18 protein-coding genes and 2 pseudogenes are annotated in these 24,251 nt (G+C 72.0%); 13 read left to right on the forward strand and 7 right to left on the reverse strand.

Annotated features, from left to right (window positions below):
- Positions 1 to 225: 225 nt before the first annotated feature.
- Positions 226 to 720 carry a tyrosine recombinase XerC gene (xerC, locus tag ACA511_RS14360; RefSeq protein ID WP_375024782.1) on the reverse strand — a complete coding sequence of 165 codons (495 nt, stop codon included), beginning with the start codon at positions 718 to 720 and terminating at the stop codon, positions 226 to 228.
- 443 nt (positions 721 to 1,163) lie between these two features.
- Positions 1,164 to 3,914 carry a tol-pal system YbgF family protein gene (locus ACA511_RS14365; protein ID WP_375024783.1) on the reverse strand — a complete coding sequence of 917 codons (2,751 nt, stop codon included), beginning with the start codon at positions 3,912 to 3,914 and terminating at the stop codon, positions 1,164 to 1,166.
- 534 nt (positions 3,915 to 4,448) lie between these two features.
- Here ACA511_RS14365 and ACA511_RS14370 point away from each other — a divergent pair.
- Positions 4,449 to 4,788: pseudogene (locus tag ACA511_RS14370) on the forward strand (transposase family protein); the annotation flags it as partial.
- 53 nt (positions 4,789 to 4,841) lie between these two features.
- A complete protein-coding gene (locus tag ACA511_RS14375; RefSeq protein WP_375024784.1) occupies positions 4,842 to 6,254 on the forward strand; it encodes an FG-GAP and VCBS repeat-containing protein in 1,413 nt (470 codons plus the stop codon).
- A 54-nt stretch (positions 6,255 to 6,308) separates the two neighbouring features.
- Here ACA511_RS14375 and ACA511_RS14380 read toward each other — a convergent pair whose 3' ends face one another.
- Both ACA511_RS14380 and ACA511_RS14385 read right to left on the reverse strand, forming a co-directional pair.
- The gene (locus tag ACA511_RS14380) at positions 6,309 to 6,953 is read right to left on the reverse strand and encodes a response regulator (RefSeq protein ID WP_375024785.1); all 645 of its coding nucleotides are present in this window, start codon (positions 6,951 to 6,953) and stop codon (positions 6,309 to 6,311) included.
- Positions 6,950 to 8,155 (reverse strand): sensor histidine kinase, encoded by a 1,206-nt coding sequence (locus ACA511_RS14385; RefSeq protein ID WP_375024786.1) that lies wholly within the window; start codon positions 8,153 to 8,155, stop codon positions 6,950 to 6,952. Before ACA511_RS14385 ends, ACA511_RS14380 begins: the two co-directional genes overlap by 4 nt.
- Between ACA511_RS14385 and ACA511_RS14390 the strand changes: the two genes are divergently transcribed.
- The 4 genes from ACA511_RS14390 (at position 8,156) to ACA511_RS14405 (ending at position 12,793) form a co-directional block, all read left to right on the forward strand.
- Positions 8,156 to 10,054 carry a protein-arginine deiminase family protein gene (locus ACA511_RS14390; protein WP_375024787.1) on the forward strand — a complete coding sequence of 633 codons (1,899 nt, stop codon included), beginning with the start codon at positions 8,156 to 8,158 and terminating at the stop codon, positions 10,052 to 10,054.
- Positions 10,055 to 10,221: 167 nt separating this feature from the next.
- Positions 10,222 to 12,033, forward strand: a complete 1,812-nt coding sequence (locus ACA511_RS14395; RefSeq protein ID WP_375024788.1) for a glycoside hydrolase family 15 protein — start codon at positions 10,222 to 10,224, stop codon at positions 12,031 to 12,033.
- Positions 12,030 to 12,518: a hypothetical protein gene (locus ACA511_RS14400; RefSeq protein WP_375024789.1), complete on the forward strand. Its 489-nt coding sequence runs from the start codon at positions 12,030 to 12,032 to the stop codon at positions 12,516 to 12,518. The genes ACA511_RS14395 and ACA511_RS14400 overlap by 4 nt, the downstream gene beginning before the upstream one ends.
- A gap of 35 nt (positions 12,519 to 12,553) precedes the next feature.
- A complete protein-coding gene (locus ACA511_RS14405) occupies positions 12,554 to 12,793 on the forward strand; it encodes a hypothetical protein (protein WP_375024790.1) in 240 nt (79 codons plus the stop codon).
- A gap of 246 nt (positions 12,794 to 13,039) precedes the next feature.
- On the opposite strand, the gene ACA511_RS14410 is transcribed toward ACA511_RS14405, so the two are convergent.
- Entirely contained in the window at positions 13,040 to 14,083 is a 1,044-nt protein-coding gene (locus ACA511_RS14410; RefSeq protein ID WP_375024791.1) for an amidohydrolase family protein, read from the reverse strand.
- 231 nt (positions 14,084 to 14,314) lie between these two features.
- Between ACA511_RS14410 and ACA511_RS14415 the strand changes: the two genes are divergently transcribed.
- A complete protein-coding gene (locus tag ACA511_RS14415; protein WP_375024792.1) occupies positions 14,315 to 14,599 on the forward strand; it encodes a hypothetical protein in 285 nt (94 codons plus the stop codon).
- A gap of 25 nt (positions 14,600 to 14,624) precedes the next feature.
- Here the strand turns inward: ACA511_RS14415 and ACA511_RS14420 are convergent, their stop codons facing one another.
- Positions 14,625 to 15,452, reverse strand: coding sequence for an SDR family NAD(P)-dependent oxidoreductase (locus ACA511_RS14420; protein ID WP_375024793.1), 828 nt, complete (start codon positions 15,450 to 15,452; stop codon positions 14,625 to 14,627).
- Positions 15,449 to 16,186 carry an SDR family oxidoreductase gene (locus tag ACA511_RS14425; RefSeq protein WP_375024794.1) on the reverse strand — a complete coding sequence of 246 codons (738 nt, stop codon included), beginning with the start codon at positions 16,184 to 16,186 and terminating at the stop codon, positions 15,449 to 15,451. The genes ACA511_RS14420 and ACA511_RS14425 overlap by 4 nt, the downstream gene beginning before the upstream one ends.
- Before the next feature lie 106 nt (positions 16,187 to 16,292).
- On the opposite strand from ACA511_RS14425, the gene ACA511_RS14430 reads away from it, so the two are divergent.
- The 6 genes and pseudogenes from ACA511_RS14430 (at position 16,293) to ACA511_RS14455 (ending at position 24,213) form a co-directional block, all read left to right on the forward strand.
- Entirely contained in the window at positions 16,293 to 17,642 is a 1,350-nt protein-coding gene (locus tag ACA511_RS14430) for a flavin-containing monooxygenase (protein ID WP_375024795.1), read from the forward strand.
- Positions 17,639 to 18,268: a TetR/AcrR family transcriptional regulator gene (locus ACA511_RS14435; protein ID WP_375024796.1), complete on the forward strand. Its 630-nt coding sequence runs from the start codon at positions 17,639 to 17,641 to the stop codon at positions 18,266 to 18,268. The genes ACA511_RS14430 and ACA511_RS14435 overlap by 4 nt, the downstream gene beginning before the upstream one ends.
- Complete coding sequence (locus ACA511_RS14440; protein WP_375024797.1) at positions 18,265 to 19,203, forward strand: alpha/beta fold hydrolase; 939 nt, start codon at positions 18,265 to 18,267, stop codon at positions 19,201 to 19,203. The genes ACA511_RS14435 and ACA511_RS14440 overlap by 4 nt, the downstream gene beginning before the upstream one ends.
- Entirely contained in the window at positions 19,196 to 20,776 is a 1,581-nt protein-coding gene (gene fadD1, locus ACA511_RS14445) for a fatty-acid--CoA ligase FadD1 (RefSeq protein ID WP_375024798.1), read from the forward strand. Before ACA511_RS14440 ends, fadD1 begins: the two co-directional genes overlap by 8 nt.
- 182 nt (positions 20,777 to 20,958) lie before the next feature.
- Positions 20,959 to 21,108, forward strand: a pseudogene (locus ACA511_RS14450) (IS5/IS1182 family transposase); the annotation flags it as partial.
- Positions 21,109 to 21,363: 255 nt separating this feature from the next.
- Positions 21,364 to 24,213, forward strand: a complete 2,850-nt coding sequence (locus tag ACA511_RS14455; protein ID WP_375024799.1) for an AAA family ATPase — start codon at positions 21,364 to 21,366, stop codon at positions 24,211 to 24,213.
- Positions 24,214 to 24,251 lie beyond the last annotated feature (38 nt).

The following is a 24,251-nucleotide window of genomic DNA, read 5'->3' on the forward strand; positions in this document are numbered from 1 at the left end:
ACTGCATGTCATGCAGTCTAGGCCTCTGACCTGCATATTCTCATGGATTCGACTGATCACAAAGAAGGCAGGATGAACGCTTTCAGGGCACGTGGGGGTCAAGGGGTCGTGGGTTCAAATCCCGCCGTCCCGACAAGAAGTACCAGCTCAGAGGGGCTTCGAAGATCATTCCGAAGCCCTTTTTCGATCTTGAAGGTCGCTGGGGAGCCAAAAGGGGAGCCACCGTCATCCGATCTGCGCCGACTCGCCCGTACCGAACACCGAGTCGGCCACTCGTGCGCCCTTGGTGATCACCGGCCGGAGTTGGTGCCGGTAGACCTGACCGGTGACGGCCGGGGAGGAGTGCCCGCACGGCTCGGCGATCGCCTCGATGGGCACCCCGCCGTCACTCATGATCGAGACGAACGAGTGACGCAGTTCCCGCGGAGACCAGGACTCCCCGATCCCCGCCATCTTGGTGATGAGCCGGAACGACCGCCGCACGTTCGCGGCGTCCAGCGGCCTCCCTGTCGTCGAGCAGAACACCAGCCCGCTGTCGCACCACGCCTTTCCCGCTCTGAGCCGCTGGGCGGCTTGGCGCGTGTGATGCCCGCGCAGAGCCGCCGCGGCGCGCAGCGGGAGTTCCAGCGTCCGGCGCGACGTGCCGGTCTTGGTGTCGCCGTGGCTCCGCACGGACCGCCATACGTCGATACGGAACTCCGGCGGGTAAGGCTTGGGCACGAGAACGATCTCCTCCACAAGATCACCGACCCCTACCTCCCCTAACATCCATGCCCGTCAAACGGGGGCAACATCATCGCTCAGCCCGGAGCGCCTCCGGCGTGCCGCCGTCCTGACAGAGCACGTCGTCCAGGATCGCGTCGCCCTGCGGCGGGGTCGGCGCCGACCCCGCGGTGCCTGCGAGCGACCTGCTGGGCGACCTGGCGGTGCTGGAGGGGGTGGTGTGGGACTCGACCGCCACAACACCCTCCGAAGATCGACAAAAGCGACCCGCGAAGACTGAAGCGGTCCATCATCCCAGGTCAAACCGCCAGCAAACGCGCCGAACCCTTAGCGCACGATCTCGCAGAGATGTTCCTCAACCCCCTACCCGGGCGGCTGGAGGAGGTTCGGGGACCCCTTCCGGGGCCGATACGTCGTACCGGCCCCGGAACGTGTTCTGGTCAGTTCTTGGTGCGGCGGTTGCGGTTGCGGGGGTTGGTGTCGTGGTCGGGGATGATCGTTTCGCGGGTGGTGTCGGCTTGGGCCTGGATGGTGGTCAGGACGGCGGCCGGGACGTGCTGGTTGCGGAAGTGGTCGACCATGCGGGTGAGGGTGGCGTCGGCGGCGGTGGTGTCGCCGGCTTTGGCGTGGATGGTGGCCAGGCGGCGCATGGCGGCGTTGAGGGTGATGTTGTTGAGGCCGCCGGGTCCGGTGGAGGCGTCGATGGCGGCGGTGAGCTGGGTGACGGCCTGTTTGGTGTCGGGCTGGCGGACGTGGAGGCGACCGTCTTGGATGTGCTGGTAGTGGCGGCCGGCGTTGGCGCCGTGGGCGAGGTTGGCGTAGACGGTCAGCGGGTGGTCGGGGAACCGGTCGGCCAGCTCGGACAGGGTCGCGTTGCCGGTCTGCAGGGCGGGCGAGTCCGAGCCGAGCAGGGCCATCAGGGTGCCGGTCTGGTCGTCCATGAGTAGTTCACCGGCGTCCTGGTCGTCGCCGGTGCGCGGCAGCCGGATCCGGATGGTCAGGTTGGGTGAGACCACGCGGGAGCCGTCGGGTGCGGTGTAGAGGGCGCGGACGGTGTAGAGGCCGGGGTCGGTGAAGTACTGGCCGTCGGCGCCCGAGCCCAGGTAGGCCGACTCGTACAGGGCGGGCGCCTCGGCGGTCAGCGTGGTCAGGGTGTCGTCGCTGTGCCCGTTGCACTGGCGGGCCAGCGGCCGGAACGGCCGGGTGATGCCGGAGGGGGCGGTGACGGCGACGGTGAGGTGTTCGCTCTTGGGCGACAGGTCGCGGTGCACGGTGACATCCCGGCCGTCGCGGGCGAGTTTGATCTCGACGGTGACCGGCTCGCCGTAGGCGAACGGCCGGGCCGACAGGGTGAGGGCCAGGCCGGAATCGTCTGTGATCGGGTCGTCCATCGCGGCCAGCGCCGGGTCCTGGGTGTTGTAGGCGGCGCTGCCCTGCGCGGCCCAGTTGGCCCCGCCGGGGATGATGTCGTAGCGGAAGGCGTGCCGCAGGTGGGCGAGCTCGTTGGCGGTGAAGGTGAACGGGAACCGGCTCCAGAAGACGTCCCAGCCGCTGCTGCCGTCCTCGGCCCTGTACAGGTTCCAGTACTGCATCCAGGACAGGTCGCCATACCCGTCCCTGGTGCCGAGCGGGGCCCCGGCAAGGTTCTTCTCCCACGAGTGCAGCAGGTTGAGGCAGTGGCCGAGCTCATGGACGTACAGGCCCAGGATGAAGTAGCCGGGGTTACCGTTGACCTGGTCGTAGAAGACGGCCATGCCCTGCCGCTGCTTGCCCTCGTTGACATCGAACATGATGCCCGTGTGGCCGTTGACGTGCTGGCTGGCCACGAACGCCCACAGCTTCCACTGCTCGCTCTCGGCGCGGCCGGAGAAGTTGTGGAGCATCGCGGTGTGCAGTTCGGAGTCCGACCACTTCAGGTCGCCGCCGGAGTCGGCGGTGCCGACCTCGTTGACCGTCCCTGCGGCGCGCAACTCGATGCCGGCCTCAGCGAAAGCAGAGGCGATGGTCAGTTCCCGGTCGACGTAGTCGGGCGGGCCCGCCACCGCATCGGTAGCGGTGTTGTAGGAGGCCAGCGCGGCCCGGTTGGCCATCGCGTCGATCTCCAGGTCGATGGTGCGCAGGTGCGCCGACTCGTACGGCAGATCGTAGGTGGGGACGTTGCCGTCGTCGAAGCGAAACTCCACCCGCAGGGCGGGGGCGGAGGAGGTCTGCGTCACCCGCGGAATGGTGATCTTGGCGGTGCAGCCCGTCCAAGCCGGTTTCCACTGCACCCTGCCGGTGGCGGTCACCTCGGTGGCCGAGGCGGCGATGACCGGCGCGCTGACGCGGAAGGAGTACAGGGGGCTCCGTGTCGCGCCGCTGATCTGGTCGATGTCGCCGCTGAACTGCCGCGTCGCGCCCAGGCCGTCCAGATCGACGCGCACGGTGACCGGGTTGGGTGCGGCCGAAGTGGCCCAGCGGCCCACGATCGGCTTGTACTGCGTGGTGTAGGGCGCGGGCAGCTTCGCCAGCTCGGGCATCAGCGTGGTGAGCGCGCCGGTCTTCTCCGGGCCGGTGTTCCAGTTGAACACGCACCCGTTGCCGCCCTTGATCAGCAGGCTGCGCTTGGCGCCCGACACGCTCGGCAGCGGCAGTACATGGTCGTAGTCGCGCAGCCACTCGGCCGGCAGCCTCGCCCAGCCCGCGGTGGGCTGCGCGCCCTCGTAGATCCGCACGTCCCGGGTGCATCCGGTCGCCCAGTCGATGGTGGCGACCCGGTCGCCCTTGAACACATACGTCCGCCACACCGCCGATTCCTCGATCGAGTCCATCAGCAGGGCGTCGACGTCCGACTTGTAGGCGGCGGGCAGCAGCGTGTTCCAGGTCGGGCCGCCTTTGGCGAGGGCCGTCCACGGGCCGTTGCTGACGAGCTTGTTGTCCCAGTGATACCAGCAGGCCTGGTCGCCCTTGAAGAACACCGTCTGCCAGCATCCGCCGACGGTCGGGAGCATCAGCATCCCGTCACACGCGCTCTTGAACGGCTCTGGGATCGCGTTCAGCTTCCCCGAGTCGAACCCGCCGATCAGGCCGTCGTACCTCAGGGCCGTTCCCAGGGTCGCCGCGACCTTGTCCCCCCGCACGAACATCCCCTGAAAATTCTCGGACGTCGGCAGAGCCGCCGCCGAACCGAACCCGGTGTTCTTGATCCGCATGAAGCCCACGATGAACCCCGCCTCGTTGCCGCGCCCGGCCCACATCTCAACGGGAGCCGGATCCGCCCACTGACCGTCGTCCGCCCCATCACCCCCGGTCAACACGTCATCAGCCACCACCAACCAGGGGAAACCGGATTAAGGCGCCCGAAAGCACCTACCAGTCGCGATCACAGGCCGCTTGCGGCCTGATACTCAAAGACGATCAGCAGGTCGCCGGGACCGGCACCGCCCGATCCAACGGCGGACTCTCCTCCGGTCCAACGACCGCGCCCACCCCACCTACCGCCCTCAACCAGTCCCGACCGGACAAACGCTGCCCCAGCACCGGGCCCCGTCGGCAGCCATCACCAGAACCCTCTTACCTCAGACCCTGACACCAACCTGCACCAGTGCGCCGGTGACCAGGTCTGGCCCCAGCCAGTTGGTCCACGCCATAACCCGACCGCCCGCAGCCCCACGAACAAACAGAAACCCGCGCCCAAAACGTCGGGATCTGAGAACCCGCCAGCGCGAGTTCGCCGCCCACAACCGTCGGGGGCGCTGCCCGGCCGCACGCACGACCTGACCGCCGCCCGCGTGTGGGGCATTCTGCGCGAGTTGGACAAGGCCGGGATCATCACGGCTGGCCGACAAGGGGTATCAAGACGCCGAGGCCTGCATCGTCGTCACCCCGTACAAGGGACGCAACAAGCCCGAGTCCCAGAAGCTGGCCAACCGCTCGCACGCCAGGCTCCGCGGACCCGGCGAACACGCAAACGCGCAGCTCAAGTCATGGAAGCTACTGCGCAAACTCCGCTGCAGCCCCGGCAAGGCCGGCCACCTCGTCAAGGCCGTCGCCGTCCTACAGACCTACGAAGCCACCCGAGGATGAAAAGGCTCAGTGTCAGTCCCACCGAAGGTGGGCCCCGCTAGGGTCGGGGGCCCATGAACACACGCGCCCGTGCCGTCCTCAGCGTCGTGTGCGTCGTCGTGCTCGGCGGGACCGCGGCGATCGCGCCCGTGCCGCTCGAACCGCAGGCCCGTCCAGTGGCGAAGCCGGCGCGGACCGCCGACTTCAACGGCGACGGCCGCACCGACCTCGTTCTGCCCATGGGCGGCGCGACGGTCGAGGGAATGTACGCCGCGGGGCTCGTGGCCGTGGTGTACGGCTCGGACCGGGGCCCGGACGTCCGCACCCGTGCGGTCTTCACCAGGGACAGCCTCGGTACTCCGGGTGCCGTGCGGGAGCGGGACTGGTTCGGGTACCGGGTCGCGCCGGGCGACTTCGACGGGGACGGCTACGCCGATCTGGCATTCCTGCAGTCGAGCAGGACCAGCACGCCGATCTCCATCCTGTACGGCGGGCCGCTGGGGCTGGGCGGCCGGCCGGTGACGCTGCGGACCCCTGAGGCCGTCGGTCTGGAGGACATGGCGGCAGGCGACTTCGACGGCGACGGAAGGTCGGATCTGGTCGCGGCCGACGACGCGCGGTTGTGGAGCTTCCGGGGCATCGGCGCGGCTCCGGTCGCCGGAACGCCGGCCGATCTCGGTATCGCCAGGCCCCGCGACGGTGAGGCGGAGGTCAGGCTGGTGGTGGCCGACTTCACCGGCGACGGACGCACCGACCTCGCGCTCAAAGTGACGGTCTTCGAGGCCGAGGACGACTTCGGGAAGTCTCACGGCGAGCTGCGGCTGGGCACCCCCGGCGGCCTGAGCGCCGAGACGGCCCGCTTCGACCGCGCCGGGACCTTCGCGGGCGATGTCGACGGCGACGGCAGAGCCGACCTGATCGCCGAGCCCGACGTCGACCGCGACAGCCCCACGGCGGCGCTCCGGAAGCCGTGGGCGGTCGTCTACCGCGGCACCCCGGCGGGCCTCGCCCCGCCGCGCGCCTTCGACGTTCCGCGCCCGCCCTCCGACACGGGGGCGTTCGCCGTCGGCGACGTGAACGGGGACGGCAGGGCCGACATCGCGTCCGGCGACCTCGATGAGCCGTCCGGCGGCGCGCCCCCCGGCGGCCACATCGACCTGCGGATCAGCGGCGACGGCACCGTCCCGGCGACGACGCGGCGGATCGACGCGTCATCGCCCGGCATGCCGTGGATCGGCACGGCCAGGGGACGGTTCGGCGACGGCGGCCCCCTCGCGGACCTGCGCATCTCCCTCGCCGATCTGAACGGCGATGGAAAGGCCGACCTGACGATCGGCGCACCGGCCGGCTGGCCGGACAGGAGCGGCGTGGTCTCCTGGCTGCCCAGCACCCCGGCCGGGCCCGCCACCAAGGGAGCCATCGCGTTCGGCTCCAGAACCCTGGACTTGGCGCAGGTGCCCGGGCTTGGAGACTACTTGGTCCCCTAGCCCGGCCGCGCAAGCACCGTGCGTCACAGCAGTGGGATGTCGGCCGGACGCGGCTCAGGGACGGAGCAGGCCGGTCCGCCAAGCCCATGCGGCGATCTCGACCCGGTTGCGGACGCCCAGCTTGTGCTGGACGCTCGCGACGTGCGTCTTGGCGGTGCCCGGCGTGATGGACAGCTCGGCGGCGATCTCCGCATTGGTGCGGCCCCGCGCGACGAGGGTCGCGACCTCCGCCTCGCGGGCGGTGAGACGCCCGTCGTCGGCGCGCGGGCGGGGCGGGGCGAAGCGGCGCAGCAGCCGGGTGGTGATCGAGGGGCTGATGAGCGCGTCGCCCGCCGCGGCCGCGCGGACGCCCTCCACCAGGAGCGCGGGGCCGGAGCGCTTCAGCAGGAAGCCGCAGGCGCCGTCGCGCAGGGCGGTGTGCACGTACTCGTCGAGGTCGAAGGTGGTGACGACGAGCACCCGGAGCGGGTCGGGCACATCGGGACCCGCCAGCAGCCGGGTGACCTCCAGGCCGTCCATGCGGGGCATCCGGATGTCGGCGAGGACGACGTCGGGACGCAGCCGCCGGGCCAGTTCGACGGCCGTGGCGCCGTCGGCGGCCTCCCCGACCACCCGCATGTCGGGCTGGGCGTCCAGGATGATGCGGTAGCCGCCACGGACGTCATCCTGGTCGTCGGCGATGACGATCCGAGTGGTCATGGCGGCGATCGTAGCGGGATCAGGGCGGTGACCCGCCAGCCCCGGTCGCCCGCGGGGCCGGCGCCGAAGTCGCCGCCGAGCGCTTCGACCCGCCCGGCGATCCCGGGCAGCCCGAGGCCGCTGCGGCGCCGTTCGCGGAGCGGGACCGTCCGTCCCGGACGGCCGTCGTCGGTGACGGCGACGCGCAGGGCGGGGCCGGTCGCGGTGACGGTGACGTCGACCGCGGTCGCGCCCGGGGCGTGCCGCCGGACGTTCGTCAGGGCCTCGACGACCAGCCTGTACGCCGTCGCCGAGACCTCGGGCGGCGGGGCGCCGGCGTCCATCGTCAGCCGGACCCGGGCCCCGCCCGACTCGCTGAAGCGGTCCACCAGCGCGGGCAGCTCGTCCAGGCCGTGCGGCCCGTCCCGGGGGCCGTCGGCGTGGAGCATGTGGACGGTGCGGTCCAGTGAGGCCATCGCGCGCGCCCCGGCCGCCTCGATCCGCCTGAGGGCCTCCGCGGTGTCACCGCCGATCTGGGCGGCCTGCGCCTGGACGATCATCCCGCCGACCTCGTGCGCGACGAAGTCGTGCAGGTCGCGCGCCAGGTCGAGGCGCTGCGCGCGGCGCGCCTCGGCCACCGACCGGGACCGCCGCGCGTCCAGGAATCGCAGGTACAGCCCGGTACCGGCGGCGGCCGCCGCGCCGAGACCGCAGAGCAGGCAGCCGAACAGCACGCCCCGCGGCCCGGCGGGCGGGACGACGTGCAGCGTCAGCCGCAGCGGCAGCGCGGTCACCGCGGCGGCGGACGCCGCGCCCGCGATCGCGGCGGGACGGGTCCCCGCGCGCCGTACCACCAGGTGGAGGAGCACCACCGCGACGGCCGTCTCGGCCAGCCACCAGCCGGCCGTCCGGTTGTCGGCCGGCCCGCGGTAGACCAGGGTCGCCGCCAGCGAGCCGGCCGCGGCCCCGCCCGCGATCGCGCCCGGCCGGGCGGCCGGAAAGGCGACCATCAGGACGAGGGCGGCGCCGGTCAGCCAGGCCGGAACGGTGATCAACGGTCCCACGCCCGGCGTGCCCGCGGCGGCGGCCAGCGCGAGCGCGGCGATCACCGCTCCGGCGGCGAGGGCGCGCGGGCGCCTCCGCCGAACGGCAGAGGCGCCCGCCGGGAAGATCTGCCGAACGGTCGATGCCCGGGCCGGGTCCTCGTCGCGAGGCTTGTCCACATGAACGATCACAAGCGAATCGTACGAACCGGGCTGGCCACGGCCGCGGTGGCCTGCCTCGCGGGGTGCGGTCTCACCGCCGAGGCGGCACTGGCGGGCGCGCCGTCGGCGGCCTCCGGGGCGCTGCTGCGCGCCGACACCGATCGCGATGGGCGGCTGTCGCCCGCCGACGACGCCCGTCGCGGGGCGTGGACCGCCGCCCGCGGGGCGATCATGCTGCCGAACCTGGACGACGACGCCTCCCGCTGCCCCACCGCAGGCGAGAACGGCGCGCGGCTCACGGACGCGGCGCTGGCGGCATGCAACGACGCGGCGGACGCGGTGGTGAACGGCGCGGCCGACGCCGCCGATCTGGCGCCGCTGGAGATCCCGGCGATGAAGGGCGCGTCCGGTTCCGCGCGGGCGACGCTGCGCCCCGACGCCCGGTCGCGGGACAAGGTGCGGATCTTCGTCCGGCGCGGCGGGCGCCTCACGGCACTCGGCGCGGACGGCGGGATCCGCCCGGACGAGCTGCGCCGGGGGGTGCGGCTCGCCGTCGAGGCGCGCGACGCCGTCCGCGACCCGGCCGCCTGGTCCGGGTTCAGCGACCTCACGCTGACGGTCACCGGCGGCGGCCGGACCCGGACCGACAGCGTCCGGCTGCGCGTGGCGCCGGTGCTCTTCCAGCACGACCTCCTGCCCCTGAACCGCGCGGTCGTGGCGAACCCCAGGGCTCCCGTGACGCTCGAGAAGGGGACCGCGCCCGACAAGCCCGTCAAGGGCCAGGAGGCGTACCGGCGCGACCTGCGGCGCGCTCTGGACGCCGAGGGGCTGCGCGAACCGTTCATCGAGTCCCCGGCCGGGGGCGACCAGTGGATGGGCGACATGTTCAAGGCCGGTTACGCGTCCATGCCGGGGCCGGGCGGCAGGGAGCACCGCATCGTGGTGAACCTCAGGTCCCCGGCCGTGACCCCCGACTTCCCGGCCCGCGACCGTCCGCTGCGGGACGCGTCCCGTCCGGTGTTCACCATGATGCGCGGGCCGGGCGTCGCGGGCCTCCAGCACTTCGACGGCACGGCGGTCGACCGTCCCGACGACAACCTGTACTACGGATCGGCCAGTTCGAGCGGCAACTTCGGGACGATCCCGCCGTACGGCAAGTACCGCACCGGCCGGATCGTGTACGGAGGCGAGGGCAAGTTCACTCCTGACACGGCGTTCACCCGGATGCTGGAGGCGCAGGGCTACCAGGACCCGATCGCCGTCGACACGAGCTGGCTCGGCGTCGGCCACATCGACGAGTTCCTCCACTTCGTGCCCAGGCCCGGAGGCAAGGGCTGGGCCATGGTCGTCGCGGATCCGCGGATGGGCATGGACCTTCTGACGAAGGTCGCCGGCAGCGGCGGCGGCGGGCAGCGCCTGGTCGAGGGCGTCGCCCCGTCCAACACGCAGTTCCTCGGCCTCACGGTCGCCCAGGCCCTCGCCAAGCCTGAACTGGTGGACGGCACCCGCATCGCGGCGGCGGGCGTCGACCGGGCGCTGCGGCAGTTCCGCGAGAAGGCAGGCATCACCGAACGCGACGTCATCCGCGTTCCGGCACTGTTCACCAAGCTCGACCTGCCCGGCGACTACCCGCGCAAGAACCTGACCGTCACGTACCTGCCGGACGCCGCCAACGGCATCAGCACGGGCACCGGCGGATATCTGGCCCCGGCCCAGCACGGGCCGCGGCAGGGCGGGCACGATGTGTTCCAGCGGGCCACCGAGCAGGCGCTGCGCGGGGCCGGCGTCCGCGTCCACTGGATCGAGGACTGGGACTACTCGCACTACGTCGGCACGGCCGGCGGCGACATCCACTGCGTCACCAACGTCCAGCGCGAACTGAGCGGCACCACGCCCTGGTGGCGTCCCGCTCGATGAGTCACGTCGCCTGATCTGCTCCACCTCGGGCGGGCTGAGGCCGGTGAAGTGCGGAAATCCTTGAACACCCATGGGGAGGGACGGAAGCAACGGACCGCGACCGGGTGACACCATGGTCCTATGGAAGTCGGCGGCCCTCGCGGTGACGGTCGGCGCGGTCCGGGCGAATGACGGCCTTCCGGAGCGACGGCTACGTCCGGCTGCGCGACTACGCGGTGATCGGGGACGGGCGGAGCGCCGCGCTCATCGCCGCCGACGGGTCGGTGGACTGGCTGGGAACGCCGGACCTGGACTCCCCCTCGGTGTTCGCCGCCGTCCTGGACCCCGCCCGAGGCGGCCGCTTCCTGCTGGAGCCCGAGGAGCCCTTCACGGTCACGCGCCGGTACCTGCCGGGGACGAACGTGCTGGAGACCACGTTCACCACCGGCCGCGGCAGCGTGCGGGTCACCGACTCGCTGACCCTGGAGGGCGACGGGACGCTGGGACCGATGCGGGAGTTGCAGCGGCGTCTCGACGGCGTGGCGGGGACCGTGCCGTTGCGCTGGAGCGTGCAGCCGCGGTTCGGCTACGGCGCCCGCCGTCCGCGGATCGCGAGGCGCGCCGGTGTGCCGGTGGCGGTGGCCGGCGGGGACGCGCTGGCGGTCTGCACCTGGGACGCGGGCGAGCCGCAGTGCGCCGACCGCGCGATCAGCGGCCGCCTTGAACTGGGGCAGGGGCGGCGGGCCCTGCTGGCGATGCCGTTCGCGCATCGGGAACCGCTCGTCCTGCCGACCCGTTCCGACTGCGATGCCCGGATGGAGCACACCGTCGCGGCCTGGCGCGGCTGGTCGCGGGAACGCTCGTACGAGGGCATGTGGCGGGACGCCGTGCTGCGCAGCGCACTGGCGCTCAAGCTCTTGATCTTCGCGCCCTCGGGGGCGATCGCCGCCGCGGCGACGACGTCGCTGCCGGAACACGTCGGAGGCGGACGCAACTGGGACTACCGCTTCTCCTGGGTCCGCGACTCGGTGTTCACCCTCGACGCGCTCCTGCGGCTGGGATGCCCCACCGAGGCGCATGCCTACTTCTGGTGGCTCATGCACGCCACGCAGCTCACGCATCCGCGCCTGCGGGTGCTCTACCGGCTCGACGGCGGCGGCGACGCCCCGGAACGGACACTCCCCTTTGAGGGGTATCGCGGTTCCCAGCCGGTGCGGACCGGAAACGCGGCGGGCGGCCAGGTCCAGCTGGACACCTACGGCGAGCTGCTTCAGACCGGCTGGCTGTACGCCGGTGCCGCCGGACGGCTGGACGCCGACCTCGCCCGGCGGCTGGCCGAGCTGGCCGACTTCGTCTGCGCCGCCTGGCGGGACCGCGACTCGGGGATCTGGGAGGTCCGCAGCGCGCCCCTGCACTTCACGCACTCGAAGATGATGTGCTGGGTGGCGCTCGACCGGGCCGTCGACCTGTGCGAGCGCGGGCTGATCCGGGACCGCGGTTCGGCCCGCTGGCGGCTCGCCCGCGACCAGGTGCGCGACTTCGTCGAGACGCGCTGCTTCTCCTCCCGCCGCCGCTGCTACACGCGCTCCGCCGGCAGCTCGGAGCTGGACGCCGCCGTCCTGCTCGGCCTTCTGCACGGCTACGCGCGTCCCGGCGATCCCCGCATGCGCGCCACGGTCGACACCATCGGACGGGAGTTGCGGCACGGCCCGTTCGTCGACAGGTACTCCGGCGAGGACGGGCTGGGCGGCGCCGAAGGCGCGTTCCTGGCGTGTTCCTTCTGGCTGGCCGAGTGCCTCGCCCGCACCGGGCGCCGCGACCGGGCCATCGCGCTGATGGACGACCTGATCGGGCTGGCCAACGATGTCGGCCTGTACAGCGAGGAGATCGATCCGGACACCGGCGCCTTCCTGGGGAACCTGCCCCAGGGACTGAGCCACCTGGCGTTGATCAGTGCCGCGTGCGCCATCGGCTCGGGCGGCGAGGGGACGGGCGGGTGAACCCCTGGGGAACCGCCGCGGGCGCCTTCGTCGGCACGCTGGTGCTGACCACCGTTCTGCGGACCGCCAGCGAGTTCAGGCTCACCCGCATGGACCTCCCGTTCCTGCTCGGTACCGCCGTGACCGCGAACCGGGCCCGCGCCAAGGCGATCGGCTACCTCATGCACTTCGCCGGCGGGGAGTTGTTCGCGTTCGTCTACTACGCCGTCTTCCTCGCCATCGGCCACGCCGGCTGGTGGCTCGGGGCCCTCTTCGGCCTCCTGCACGGACTGTTCGCCGGTACCGCGCTGGTGAACGTCCTGCTGCCGTTGGTCCATCCGCGGATGGGCAGCCCGCTGACCAGTGCTCCCAAGGTCGCCCTGCTGGAACCCCCAGGCTTCCTGATGCTTAACTATGGGCCCGGCACGCCGCTGGTCACCGTCCTCGCCCACGTGGGCTTCGGAGCCATTGTCGGAGGTTTCACCTCGCTCGACCCCCGTGGATGAGCCGTACCATAATCCTCGTTGGAGACGTGAGAACGATGGACCCGCGACGCATTGAGCTCAACCGGCGACACAGCCGGGAGATGGGTGCGCTGTTCGCAAAGTTCCTCGATGCCCATCCGGACGTCGAATCCGAAGTCCACGGAGCCGAGATGACCCCGGACCAGGACGCCGCCTGGGGCGACTTCAGCGCCGAACTTCTTCGTCGTCACCAGGCCGAGCGAGCGGCACTCGCAACCGAGATCGAAGCCGAGCAGCGCGGCCCGTCCGCCGGCTGATCAAGCACGGCGCCCGAGCACCCCGGCCCCAGTGCTTTCCACCTGCGCGGAGGTGGAAAGCAACGCCGCATAGCGATCACCACGTCTGAAGCGACACGGAGCCCCAGGCCAAAGCCGGAATCCGGATATCGAAGCCCCACAGGTGTCATCGACACGGTCGATCACGGACATGACGCGTGGTTCTCCCTCAGAAGAATGTGGGTGCTCACTTTCCACACTTGGAGAGATACCTCCTCGTTCACTGCGCTAAGCCATGATCGGGGTCGACTTGAGGTGGCGGCCACGGGGCGCGGGGTCCACAAGGACGCCGCCGTCGACGACGACTCGGCCGCCGACCAGCACCGTTTTCGGGCGGCCTGTGATGGTCATGCCCTCGTACGGCGTGTAGTCGGTCGCCATATGCAGGGCACCTGTGGTGACCTGCCATTCGGCGGCCGGGTCCCAGATGGCGATGTCCGCGTCCGCGCCCGGCAGCAGCGTCCCTTTACGGGGGTAGAGGCCGTTCGTGCGCGCGGGGTTCGCGGCGGTGAGCTCGACGAAGCGCGTCACCGGCAGTCCGCGCCGGACGACGTACTCCGAGAAGATCACCGGGAGTCGGGTCTCGACGCCGGGCAGGCCGTTGGGCATGGCGCGTACGTCTCCGCTGCGCGACTCCTTCTGTGCCGTGTCGTAGCAGCAGTGGTCGCTGCCGATCGTGGTGACCTCACCGGTGAACAGGTGGCGTCCGAGAGCACGCACCTGGTCGGCGGGACGCAGCGGCGGGCAGCACACGAAGCGTTCGGGACGGTCGCCCACGTAGGCGGAGTCGTCCAGGACGAGGTGGTGCGCGACCGCCTCGCTGTAGGCGCGGACGCCGCGGCGACGGGCGGCGGCGACGAGTTCGACCGCCTCGGCGGTGGACTGGTGCACGAAGTAGACGGCCGCGTCCACCGACTCGGCGATTGCGAGGATCTCCGCGACCGAGGCGGTCTCGGCGAGGCCCGGGCGGGTGTCGGCCATGTGGGACGCGCCGATCCGGCCGGCGTCTGCGCAGCGCTGCTGGGCGTCGCCGATGATGTGGTCGGCCTCGCAGTGGATGACGACCATGCCGCCGAGCACGGCGAGGGTCTTCATGGTCCGCAGGACGGTGTCCTCGTCGGCCATGGTCTCGCCGCGGTAGGTGGTGAACATCTTGACCGTGGCGATCCCGTCCGCGACGAGTGAGGCGAGCTGGTCGGGCACCGTGTCGTCCCACTCGACGACCGGGCCCGGGAACTGGGCGAACTCGCCATGGACCTGCTCCTCCAGCAACTGGAGCGCGACCGCGGCAAAGCGCCCTCCACCCGGAACGGCCGCACCTACCGCGTCGGCGCCCAGCTCATCCAGCGCGGCTCCTGCGCCCCGCCCCGAGACCGCCAGGAATCCGGAGACCCGGCACCTGCCTAAGGCTCCAGACCGGATTGGCAGCGTCGCTCCGGTAACGCGTCAAAGCCCCACCGAACGGTCCCCTCTCCGTTCCGTCTGCGCCGGCACCAATCCGACGTGGCACGCCGCCACCTCACCCCGGGCTACGACCGCCCGCCCTACGACATCCGCCTCTGGGGCTCCGCCCTCACCCTGCAAGACCTCCTCGACGTCCTCAGCAACGCCGGAGCCGAGGCGGATAGCGGCTTTGTGGCCGAGTTGGCCGGAATTCAGGCCGACCCGCTAGCGCCCTTGACTCAGCCGGGCATGGTCGCGGCCACCAACGGGTGCCGGGTGTTGTGGTTGGTCGCTGCGGCGCCGATGCCGATCTGCTCCGTCGCGGTACGGCCCGCCGGCGCGTAGCACCCGATCTGGGGCAGCGCCGCCGTCATGCCGATCCCTTCCGCGCCTGGGCGCGCTGTCTGTCGATGAACCGCGTGGTCAGCCTGTTGACGAACGTCGGCGAGAGCCGGCCGACGCGCCACGCGAGCCGCGCACGGCGCGGCTCCACGACCATTGCCTCGTTCGCCTCGACGGCCGCCAGGACCCGCCGGGCGAGCACGCCCGCATCGAGCGGGCGCTTGATCCCCTGCCCGTCGAGGTAGAAGTCGCGGCCGCGGTAGGGGCCGATCTCGCCCTTGTCGAGGATCGGGGTGTCCACGGCCGCCGGGCAGACAACGGTGACGCCGACGCCGTGCGCGGCGGCCTCGGTCCGCAGCGCGAGGGACAGCCCGACGACGGCATGCTTGGTGGCGACGTACGACGTCATCAGGCCCGCGGCCATGAGACCGCCCATCGAGGCCGTGTTGACGATGTGCCCGCCGCGCTGGCGGACCATCTGCGGATACGCCGCGTGCACACCATGCACGACGCCACGGATGTTGACGTCGATGATCGTGTTCCACTGGTCCAGCGTCAGGTCCTCCGTGTCGCCGAAATAGGTGATGCCCGCGTTGTTGAACATCAGGTCGATCCGTCCGTGCGCCTCCACGACCTCGTCGACGACCTGCCGCACCTGGGCCGCTTGCGTCACGTCGACGGCCGCCGCACGTGCCGATCCCGGTCCGGCGAGGCCGGCGACGGTCTTCTGTGCGGCGCCCAGGTCGAGGTCCGTGCACACCACGTCGGCGCCTGCACCGACAAGTGCCGCGGTGAGCGAGGCTCCGATGCCCGAGCCGCCGCCCGTGACGATCGCGGATCTGCTCGCGAGGCTCATCCGAACGCCTTCTCCACGAGTCCGGCGAGATCGGGGTAGCGCATCAGGTGGGCACCGCCGTTGATGTCAAGGGTCTCGCCGGTGATCCACGCCGCGTCGTCCGACAGCAGGTAGCGCACGGATGCGGCGATCTCCTCCGGGCTTCCCGGTCGGCCGAGCGGCGTGTTGGCGACGTACTCGTCCTTGACCCCGGGGATGTCCATCGCCGGGGCCGTCAGCGGCGTGACGACCAGTCCGGGCGCCACTGCGTTGACGCGCACACGGCGCGGCGCGAGCTCGAGCGCGGCGACCTCCGTGAGTGCCACGAGGCCCGCCTTCGCGGCGCAGTAGGCAGCCAGGCCGGTGCCGGGCTGGCGAGCGTTGAGAGAGGTCAGCGACACCAGCGCGCCTCCGCCGGCGACCCGGGGTCCGGCGTGCTTGAGCACGAGGAACGCGCCGGTGAGGCAGACGTCGACGATCCGGCGCCATTCTGCGGCGTCGTGGTCGACGACTCGCGAGAGCGTGCTCGTGCCGGCGCAGTTGACCACGCCGTGGAAGCGCCCGTGCTCGGCGACGACGCCCTCGAAGAGCGCCTCCACTCCTCCCTCGTCGGTCACGTCGACCTCGACGTCGGCGGCCGTGCCGGGGAGGTCGGCGACCACCACGACGTCGCCCTGCGACCGCAGCAGCGCGGCCGTCGCCGCTCCGAGGCCGGACCCGCCCCCGACCACCACGACCGTGCGCTGCTCACTCATCCGCCACCATCCTGACGCTCGTCGGTATCTGTTGACACGTGTCAATTGCAGTCCTAACGTGACGGGCGTCACGTCAGGTTGTCAAGCAGATGCCGGGGAGTAGCCGATGAGTGGTCCGACGGTCGCCGTGATCGGCGCCGGCATCAGTGGGCTGACGATGAGCAAGATGCTGGAGGACTACGGGCTGGAGTACGCCACGTTCGAGTCCTCGGACCGCGTCGGCGGCAACTGGGCCTTCGGCAACCCCAACGGGCACAGCAGCGCCTACCGCTCGCTGCACATCGACACCTCGAAGCACCAGCTGTCCTTCAAGGACTTCCCGATGCCCGAGGAGTATCCCGACTTCCCGCACCACACCCAGATCAAGGACTACCTCGACGGCTACGCCGACGCGTTCGACATCCGGCGCCGGATCGAGTTCGAGAACGGCGTCGTGCACGCCGAGCGGCACCCCGACGGCGGCTGGCTGCTGGAGACCGAGCGCACCGGCGTACGTCGCTTCGACGTGCTCCTGGTGGCCAACGGCCACCACTGGGACCCGCGCTTCGCCGACAAGCCGGGAGAGTTCACCGGCCTGACGATGCACTCGCACGCCTACATCGACCCGCGGACGCCGTACGACCTGACAGGCAAGCGGATCCTGATCATCGGGCTGGGCAACAGCGCCGCCGACATCGCGGTCGAGCTCTCCAGCAAGACACTCGGCAACGAGGTCGTCATCTCGACGCGGTCCAGTGCGTGGATCGTGCCGAAGTACTTCGCCGGAACGCCGGCCGACAAGTACTACAAGACCTCCCCGCACATCCCGTTCGCGTGGCAGCGCAAGTTCATGCAGGTGATGCAGCCGCTGACCGCCGGCCGCCCGACCGACTACGGCCTGCCCGAGCCCAACCACAAGTTCTTCGAGGCGCACCCGACGCAGTCGGTCGAGCTGCCGCTGCGGCTCGGCTCCGGCGACCTGCGGGCCAAGGGCGACATCGAGCGCTGGGACGGTCCTACCGTGCACTTCGCCGACGGCACCGCCGAGGACTTCGACGTCGTCGTCCACGCCACCGGCTACAACATCACCTTCCCGTTCTTCGACCCCGACTTCCTCAGCGCGCCCGAGAACCGCATCCGCCTCTACAAGCGGATCTTCAAGCCGGGCATGGACGACGTCGCGTTCATCGGGTTCGCCCAGGCGACGCCGACGCTGTTCCCGTTCGTCGAGTGCCAGACCCGGCTGGTCGCGGCCTGGCTCGTCGGCCGCTACGCGCCGCCGCCGGTCGCCGAGATGGAGCGGGTGATCGACGAGGACCAGCAGAAGTACACCGCCCACATGGTGCAGCGGCCGCGGCACACCCAGCAGCTCGACTACTTCCTCTACGAGCACGACCTGCGCACCCGCGAGATCCCCGCGGGCATGGAGCGAGCTGGGCGGCGGCAGGCGCGGCGGCCCGTGGAGGCGCGCCCGTGAGCGAGGAGCGCGCCTGGGCGCGGCTGGTCGACCGCCGCAGTGTCAACCGCGGCGACCAGCGCCGCTCGGCCCTGCTCCAGGCCCTCGACGACCTGCTGCGCGAGAAGACCCTCGACCAGGTCAACGTCGCGGAGATCTCGCGGCGGGCCGGCGTCACCCGCTCGGCGTTCTACTTCTACTTCGAGAGCAAGGCCGCCGCGGTGCTCGCCCTGATGGCCGACCTGTACGACGCCGCGTCGGACGCGACCGACCTGCTGGTCAAGGCGGAGGGCGATCCCGGCGAGCGGATCCGGCAGGTCCTCGACTCGCTCTTCGACTCCGTCGACGCCTCGCCGCACACCTACCGCGCCCTGCTCGAAGCGAGGGCCGCGAACCCGCAGGTCCGGGAGGGCTGGGACGCGGGCCGCGCCGAGTTCGCGGGCATGGTCGCGGAGATGATCGAGCGGGAGCGGGCTGCCGGGCACGCGACCGACGGCCCGGACGCGGCGGGCCTGGCCGCCGTACTCCTCGACCTGAACGACCACGCCCTCGAGCGCCATGCGCTCGGCGGTGAGCCGCCGCGCGAGCAGCGCGTCGACGCGCTCACGCACGTCTGGATGACCAGCGTCTACGGAGGCATCGCATGACCACCTTCGACTTCACCTCGGCCGGTGTGCGCTGCGCCGCCACGCATCACGCCGGCGCGGACGGTGCGCCCGTCGTGGTGCTCGGCCACGGCCTCGCCGGCACCCAGGACTCCGGCCTCCAGCCGTTCGCCGAGGCGTTCGCGGCGGCGGGCTTCCACGCCGTCACCTTCGACTACCGCGGCTTCGGCGCGAGCGATGCCGGCGACGGTGGTCCGCGCCAGTGCGTGTCCGTCGCCGACCAGGTCGCCGACTGGCACGCCGCCGTCGGGGCAGCGAAGCGCCTTCCGGGCGTCGACGCCGAACGGGTCGTCCTCTGGGGCATCTCGCTCGCGGGCGGCCACGTCGTCTCCGTCGCCGCCGCGCGTGACGACGTCGCGGCGGTCGTCTCCGCGGTGCCGCTCGTGGACGGGCTCGCCGCCGCGCGGCTCGCCGCGAAGCACCACCGCCCGGCCCAGCTGCTCGCCTCCACCGGCCGCGGCATCGCTTCGGCCCTGCGACGCAAGGCCGGCCGCGCGCCGACGATGATCCCGGTCGTGGCTCGTCCCGGGGAGCCCGGCGCGCTGACCCTGCCCGGCGCCTACGAGGACTACCTCGCGCTCGCGGGCCCGACCTGGCGCAACGAGATCGCCGCCGACGTCGTGATGGAGCTCGGCGGCCGGACGCCCGCCAAGGACGCGAAGTCGCTGCGGGCCCCGTGGCTGGTGCAGATCTGCGACTTCGACAGGAGCGCGCCGCCGTACGCCGCGGCGAAGGCGGCCTTCGCCGGTCGCGCCGAAGTGCGGCACTACCCCGGCGACCACTTCGACCTCTTCGCCGGCAAGCCCTTCCACGAGGCCGCCACCCGCCACGTCGTGGCGTTCCTGAGCCGCCGCCTGGCTGTTCCCTCCGCCGCCATCTCGCCCACCGCGGCCGCGTCGGAGCCGTCCCGTGTCTGACACCGTCCAGGCCCTCCTCCTCCAGCATGCCGAGCGGGACACGCCCGGGCTGAAGTACGGCGACCAGGTGTGGAGCTGGCGCGACTACCTCGGCGAGAGCGCCGCGCGTGCGCACGCGCTGCACGCGATGGCCGACCCAGGCCGGCCGGTCCACGTCGGCGTGCTGATGGAGAACAGCCCCGAGATGGCGATGGCGATCGCGGCGGGTGCGCTCGGCGGGCACGTGACCGTCGGCATCAACACCATCCGGCGCGGCGAGAGTCTCGCGGCCGACGTACGCCGGGCCGACTGCCAGATCCTGCTGACCGATCATCAGCACCTGGCCCTGCTCGGCGGGCTCGACCTCGGTGGCGCGACGGTGGTCGACACCGACGACGTCGACTGGCCCGAGCGGGTGGCCGACGCGCCGCGTGGAACCGCCGGGTTCCCGACGGTCGACGCGATGGACACCTTCATGCTGATCTTCACCTCCGGCACCAGCGGGGAGCCGAAGGCCGTGCGGGTCGCCAACTTCATGGCGGTGATGTCGGGGGCGACGCTCGCCGACAAGTTCGACCTGACGACCGAGGACATCGTCTATTCCTCGATGCCCATGTTCCACAGCAACGCCATCCTCGCCGGATACGCCGTGCACGCCCACGCCGGTGCCGCTCTGGCGCCGGCCAAGTTCAGCGCAAGCCGGTTCCTCAGCGACCTGCGCCACTATGATGCGACCTACCTCAACTACGTCGGCAAGCCGCTCGCCTACCTGCTCGCGACGCCGGAACAGCCCGACGACCGGGACAACCCACTACGTGTCGCGTTCGGCAACGAGGCGAGCGACCGCGACATCGAGGAGTTCGCCCGTCGCTTCGACTGCACCGTGTGGGACGGCTTCGGCTCCACCGAGACCGCGGTCATCATCACCCGCACTGACGACACGCCGGCCGGCTCCATCGGGCAGCCGTTCGACGGCGTCGCCGTCTACGACCGCGACACCCGCACCGAGTGCCCGCGCGCCGTCTTCGACGACCTGGGCCGGGTGACCAACCTGGACGAGGCGGTCGGCGAGCTGGTCAACACCACCGGGGCCGGGTTCTTCGCCGGCTACTACAACGACGATCAGGCGACCTCCGAGCGGCTCGACGGGGGCATGTACTGGTCCGGCGATCTCGCCTATCGGGACGAAGCAGGCTTCGTGTACCTGGCGGGTCGCACCGACGACTGGCTGCGCGTCGACGGCGAGAACCTCGCGGCGGCGCCGATCGAGCGGGTGCTGCTGCGCAACGACGCGATCAGCCAGGCCGCGGTGTACGGCATACCCGACGCCGACGCCCCGGGCGACCGGCTCATGTGCGCGCTGGTGCTGCGCGACGGCGCGACCCTCACGCCCGTCGATCTCCAGGAGTTCCTGAATGCCCAGCCGGACCTGTCGCCGAAGGCATGGCCGAAGTTCGTCCGGATCGCCACCGACCTGCCGAGTACGGCGACGAACAAGGTTCTCAAGCGCGAGCTCCGGGCCCAGGGCACCGAGACCACGGACACGCTATTCGCGCGGAGCGAGCGGGACCACGTCTACCGCCCTGAGCCCTAGGGTCTGTTTCCTGGATCTCCTGAGGTGATCAGGATGTTGGGTTCAGGCTGTTCAGTGAGCCTTTTTCAGCGGCAGATTCGGGGGCGCCGATCACAGCGTGATCGCGGACGGCGCGGGCGGTGCCGGACGTCAAGAAACCCCTGGTAGGACGGTTGGTCTCTCACAACGCCCCGTCCCCACCCGTCAACGAGACCGTCGACCTGCTCGCCGCCCGATCGCCCAGACTCGGCGCGGCGCCGGCCAGAGCGGTCAAGGACGGGCTGCCGTACCTGGTGCCGGACGGCACCTTGATCTCGATCGACAGGGTCGCCGCCAACCGGCCCCACTACTCGGTACAGGCTCGCCGACTGCCAGTGACGGATCGATGGGGTCGCCTCGGCCTGCCCCATCACGCGACGCCGCTCTTTCCTCGTTCTCGCCCTCATCGGAAATGGACAGGGTGGGTGTTTCGGGCTTGAATGCTTGTTGATCAGGTCGGCCCGCTACCAGCGCACGAGGCCGTTTCGTCCAGGGGTCGGTGAGTGGATGCGCGGCGGATGACATCGGATGCTCGGCCGGTCGCAGGGCGTACGTCCTCACCGATTCTGGTGGGACGCGAGGAGGAACTGGAGCGGCTGGCGGCGGTCATGGCGCACGCCCCGGCGGTCACGGTCATCGTGGGCGAGGCGGGCATCGGCAAGTCCCGCCTGGTCGGAGAGCTGGCGGGGCGACCCGAGGTGCGCGGCCGGCAGTGGCTGACGGGCGCCTGCGCGCCGATCCGCGAGCCGTTCCCGCTGGGGTCGATCGTGGAGGCGCTGCGCGGCACCGCGGAGCATCTGACCGGCGCCGCGCTGTCCCCGGTCGCCGGGACGTTGCGCGGGCTGCTGCCCGAGCTGGCCGGTGTGCTGCCGCCGGCTCCGGAATCGCTGGACGAGCGGGCGGCCGAGCAGCACCGGATGTTCCGTGGGCTGGTGGAGCTGCTCGCCGCCCTGGGCGATGCGGTGCTGATCGTCGAGGACGTGCACTGGGCGGACGAGCGGACCGTGGAGTTCCTCGCCTACCTGCTGGCGGCGCCGCCGGGCGGGCTGTCGGTCGTGCTCACCTACCGGGCGGAGGACGCGCGCCCGGAGGTACGGGCGCTGGCCGGGCGTGCGGCGGCCGTGGTGGCCCGGGACCGGATCGTGCTGCGTCCGCTGGACGTCCCCGACACCCGTACGCTCGCCGAGGCCATCCTGGGCACCGACCAGCCGATCTCCGACGAGCTCGCCGCCTATCTGTGCGAACGCGCCGGAGGGCTGCCGCTGGCGGTACAGGAGCTGCTCGCGCTGCTGCGCGAACGCGGCACGCTGGCGTGGCGGCGGGGCCGGTGGGCGCGCAGGGCCGTCGACGAACTGGACGTACCGGCCGGGGTGCGCGACTCAGTGCTGGAACGGGCCGCGCGGATGTCTCCGGCCGCGCAGGCGGTGGCCGAGGCGGCGGCGGTGCTGCGGGTCGCGACGCCGGTCCCGGTCCTCGCCGAGGTCTGCCGGGCGGCGCAGCCGCCGGCCGGGCTGGACGAGGCGGTCGCGGCGGGGATGCTCGCCGAGCAGAGCGGCGGGTTCGGCTTCCGGCACGTGCTCGCCGCGGAGGCCGTGTACGCGGGGATACCCGCCTCCCGGCGCGCCGGCCTGCACGCGCGGGCGGCTGACGCGGTGGGCGCCCTGGACCCCGTACCGCTCGGCCGCCTCGCCCACCACCTGCGGGAGGCCGGGAGGCTGGCGGAATGGGCGGAGGCCGCCGACCGCGCCGCCGGGCGGGCGAGCGAGCTGGGCGACCACGCCGAGGCCGCCCGGCTGCTGGAGGAGGTGCTGCGGCACGCGCGCCTCGAACCGGCCCGCCGGACGGAGATGACGATCAGGCTCGGCTGGGCGGCCGACGAGGTCCTGAACGTCCCCGAGATCACCGACCTGATCGCGCGTGCGCTGGAGCAGGATCCGCCCCCGCGGGCCCGCGGCGAGCTGCGGCTCCTGCTCGGCCTGCACCTCGACACCACCGGGATGGAACAGGAGCGCAAGTGCCGGGCCTTCACCGAGTCGGTGGCGGATCTGGACGACCGCCCGGAGCTCGCGGCCTGGGCGATGATCGCACTGGGCCTTCCGACGGAGCCGCACACGACCCGGCCGGCCGAGCGCGTCGCCTGGCTGGACCGCGCCCAGCAGGTCGTTCCCGCGATCGGGAGCGCCCCCCAGCGGCTGTTCGTCCTCGGCAAGGTGGCGATGGGGCTGGCGCTGATGGGCGACGCGCGCTGGTCGGGGATCGCCGAACGGATCCGCGCGGAGGCGCCGGGCGCGTCCGCCGCCCATCCACGGGTGGCGGGCGCCTGCTGGTCGGCCGGGTCCGGGGCCTGCCACAGCGGGCACCACGAGACCGCGCGTTCGCTGCTCACCACGGCGCTGCTGATCAGCACGGACGTCGACGCCCTCCACCCGCTGGCCTTCCGCAGCCGTGCCGTGCTCCTCACCGCCGATTACCAGATGGGGAACTGGGACGGGCTGCGGGAGTCGATCCCCCGCGTGCTCGACGGACTCGTCGGGTTGTACGAGCAGTTGTTCGCCGACACGGTGGCGGCCTGCCTGCTCCTTCCGGCGGGCGAACTGGACGAGGCGCGCGACCGGCTGCGCGAGCTGGCCGACCGGTGCATGCCGGTGGACGGTGGGAACCTCGCCCTCCTGACGACCGCGCGGCTGCGGCTGGCCACCGCGCGCGGTGAGGCGGCGGACGCCGTGGCCGAGGTGGCCGGGGCCGTCACCACGTGGGAGTCGCGGGGGATGTGGCCGGTGGGGGCGCGGGCGCTGCCCGCGCTGGTCGAGGCGATGCTGGCGGCCGGACGCCCGGACGACGCGGCGGGCGTCCTGCGCCGGTACGAGTCCCGGCTGCGCGGCCTCGACGCGCCGCTGGCCCCGGCCGTCCTCCCGCACGCCCGCGGCCTGCTCGCCGAGGCGGCCGGCGATCACGCCGCGGCGGCGACCCGCCTCATCGACGCGGCGCTGGCCTACGATCGGCTTCCCGCGCCGTACGAGGCGGCCCAGGCGCGTGAGCGCGCCGCCGCCGCGCTCCACGCCCGGGGAGACGAGGCGTCGCGCGCTCGGGCGGCGGACGTGCTCGGTGCGGCGGTCGGCGGGTACGAGAATCTCGGCGCGCACTGGGACCTGGAGCGGGCCGCGCGGCTCGCCCGGCGGCTGGGGCTGCCCGAGCCGGCGGCCCGTGCCCGGCGCGGCCCGCGCGGGTACGGGGACGTGCTGTCGCCGCGCGAGCGCGAGGTCGCCGGGCTGGCCGCCACCGGGATGAGCAACAAGGACATCGCGCGGGAGCTGTTCCTCTCGCCGAAGACCGTGGAGAAGCACGTGGCCGCCGCCCTGCGCAAGCTCGGCCTGACGTCCCGCGCCGCGCTCGGGACCCGCCTGGAGCACCACCCGTAGCGGTTTCGGCCGCCCGGCGGGCGGCGGGGAATGGGTGA

It is taken from the genome of Actinomadura sp. GTD37, from assembly GCF_041951365.1.
Lineage (GTDB): Bacteria > Actinomycetota > Actinomycetes > Streptosporangiales > Streptosporangiaceae > Spirillospora.

Coding starts and splice junctions, on each gene's coding strand:
- ACA511_RS14365 (WP_375024783.1), bottom strand. CDS start 3,914: ATGCGGATCAAGAACACCGGGTTCGGTTCGGCGGCGGCTCTGCCGACG.
- ACA511_RS14375 (WP_375024784.1), top strand. CDS start 4,842: ATGAACACACGCGCCCGTGCCGTCCTCAGCGTCGTGTGCGTCGTCGTG.
- ACA511_RS14380 (WP_375024785.1), bottom strand. CDS start 6,953: ATGACCACTCGGATCGTCATCGCCGACGACCAGGATGACGTCCGTGGC.
- ACA511_RS14390 (WP_375024787.1), top strand. CDS start 8,156: ATGAACGATCACAAGCGAATCGTACGAACCGGGCTGGCCACGGCCGCG.
- ACA511_RS14395 (WP_375024788.1), top strand. CDS start 10,222: ATGACGGCCTTCCGGAGCGACGGCTACGTCCGGCTGCGCGACTACGCG.
- ACA511_RS14405 (WP_375024790.1), top strand. CDS start 12,554: ATGGACCCGCGACGCATTGAGCTCAACCGGCGACACAGCCGGGAGATG.
- ACA511_RS14420 (WP_375024793.1), bottom strand. CDS start 15,452: ATGAGCCTCGCGAGCAGATCCGCGATCGTCACGGGCGGCGGCTCGGGC.
- ACA511_RS14425 (WP_375024794.1), bottom strand. CDS start 16,186: ATGAGTGAGCAGCGCACGGTCGTGGTGGTCGGGGGCGGGTCCGGCCTC.
- ACA511_RS14430 (WP_375024795.1), top strand. CDS start 16,293: ATGAGTGGTCCGACGGTCGCCGTGATCGGCGCCGGCATCAGTGGGCTG.
- ACA511_RS14440 (WP_375024797.1), top strand. CDS start 18,265: ATGACCACCTTCGACTTCACCTCGGCCGGTGTGCGCTGCGCCGCCACG.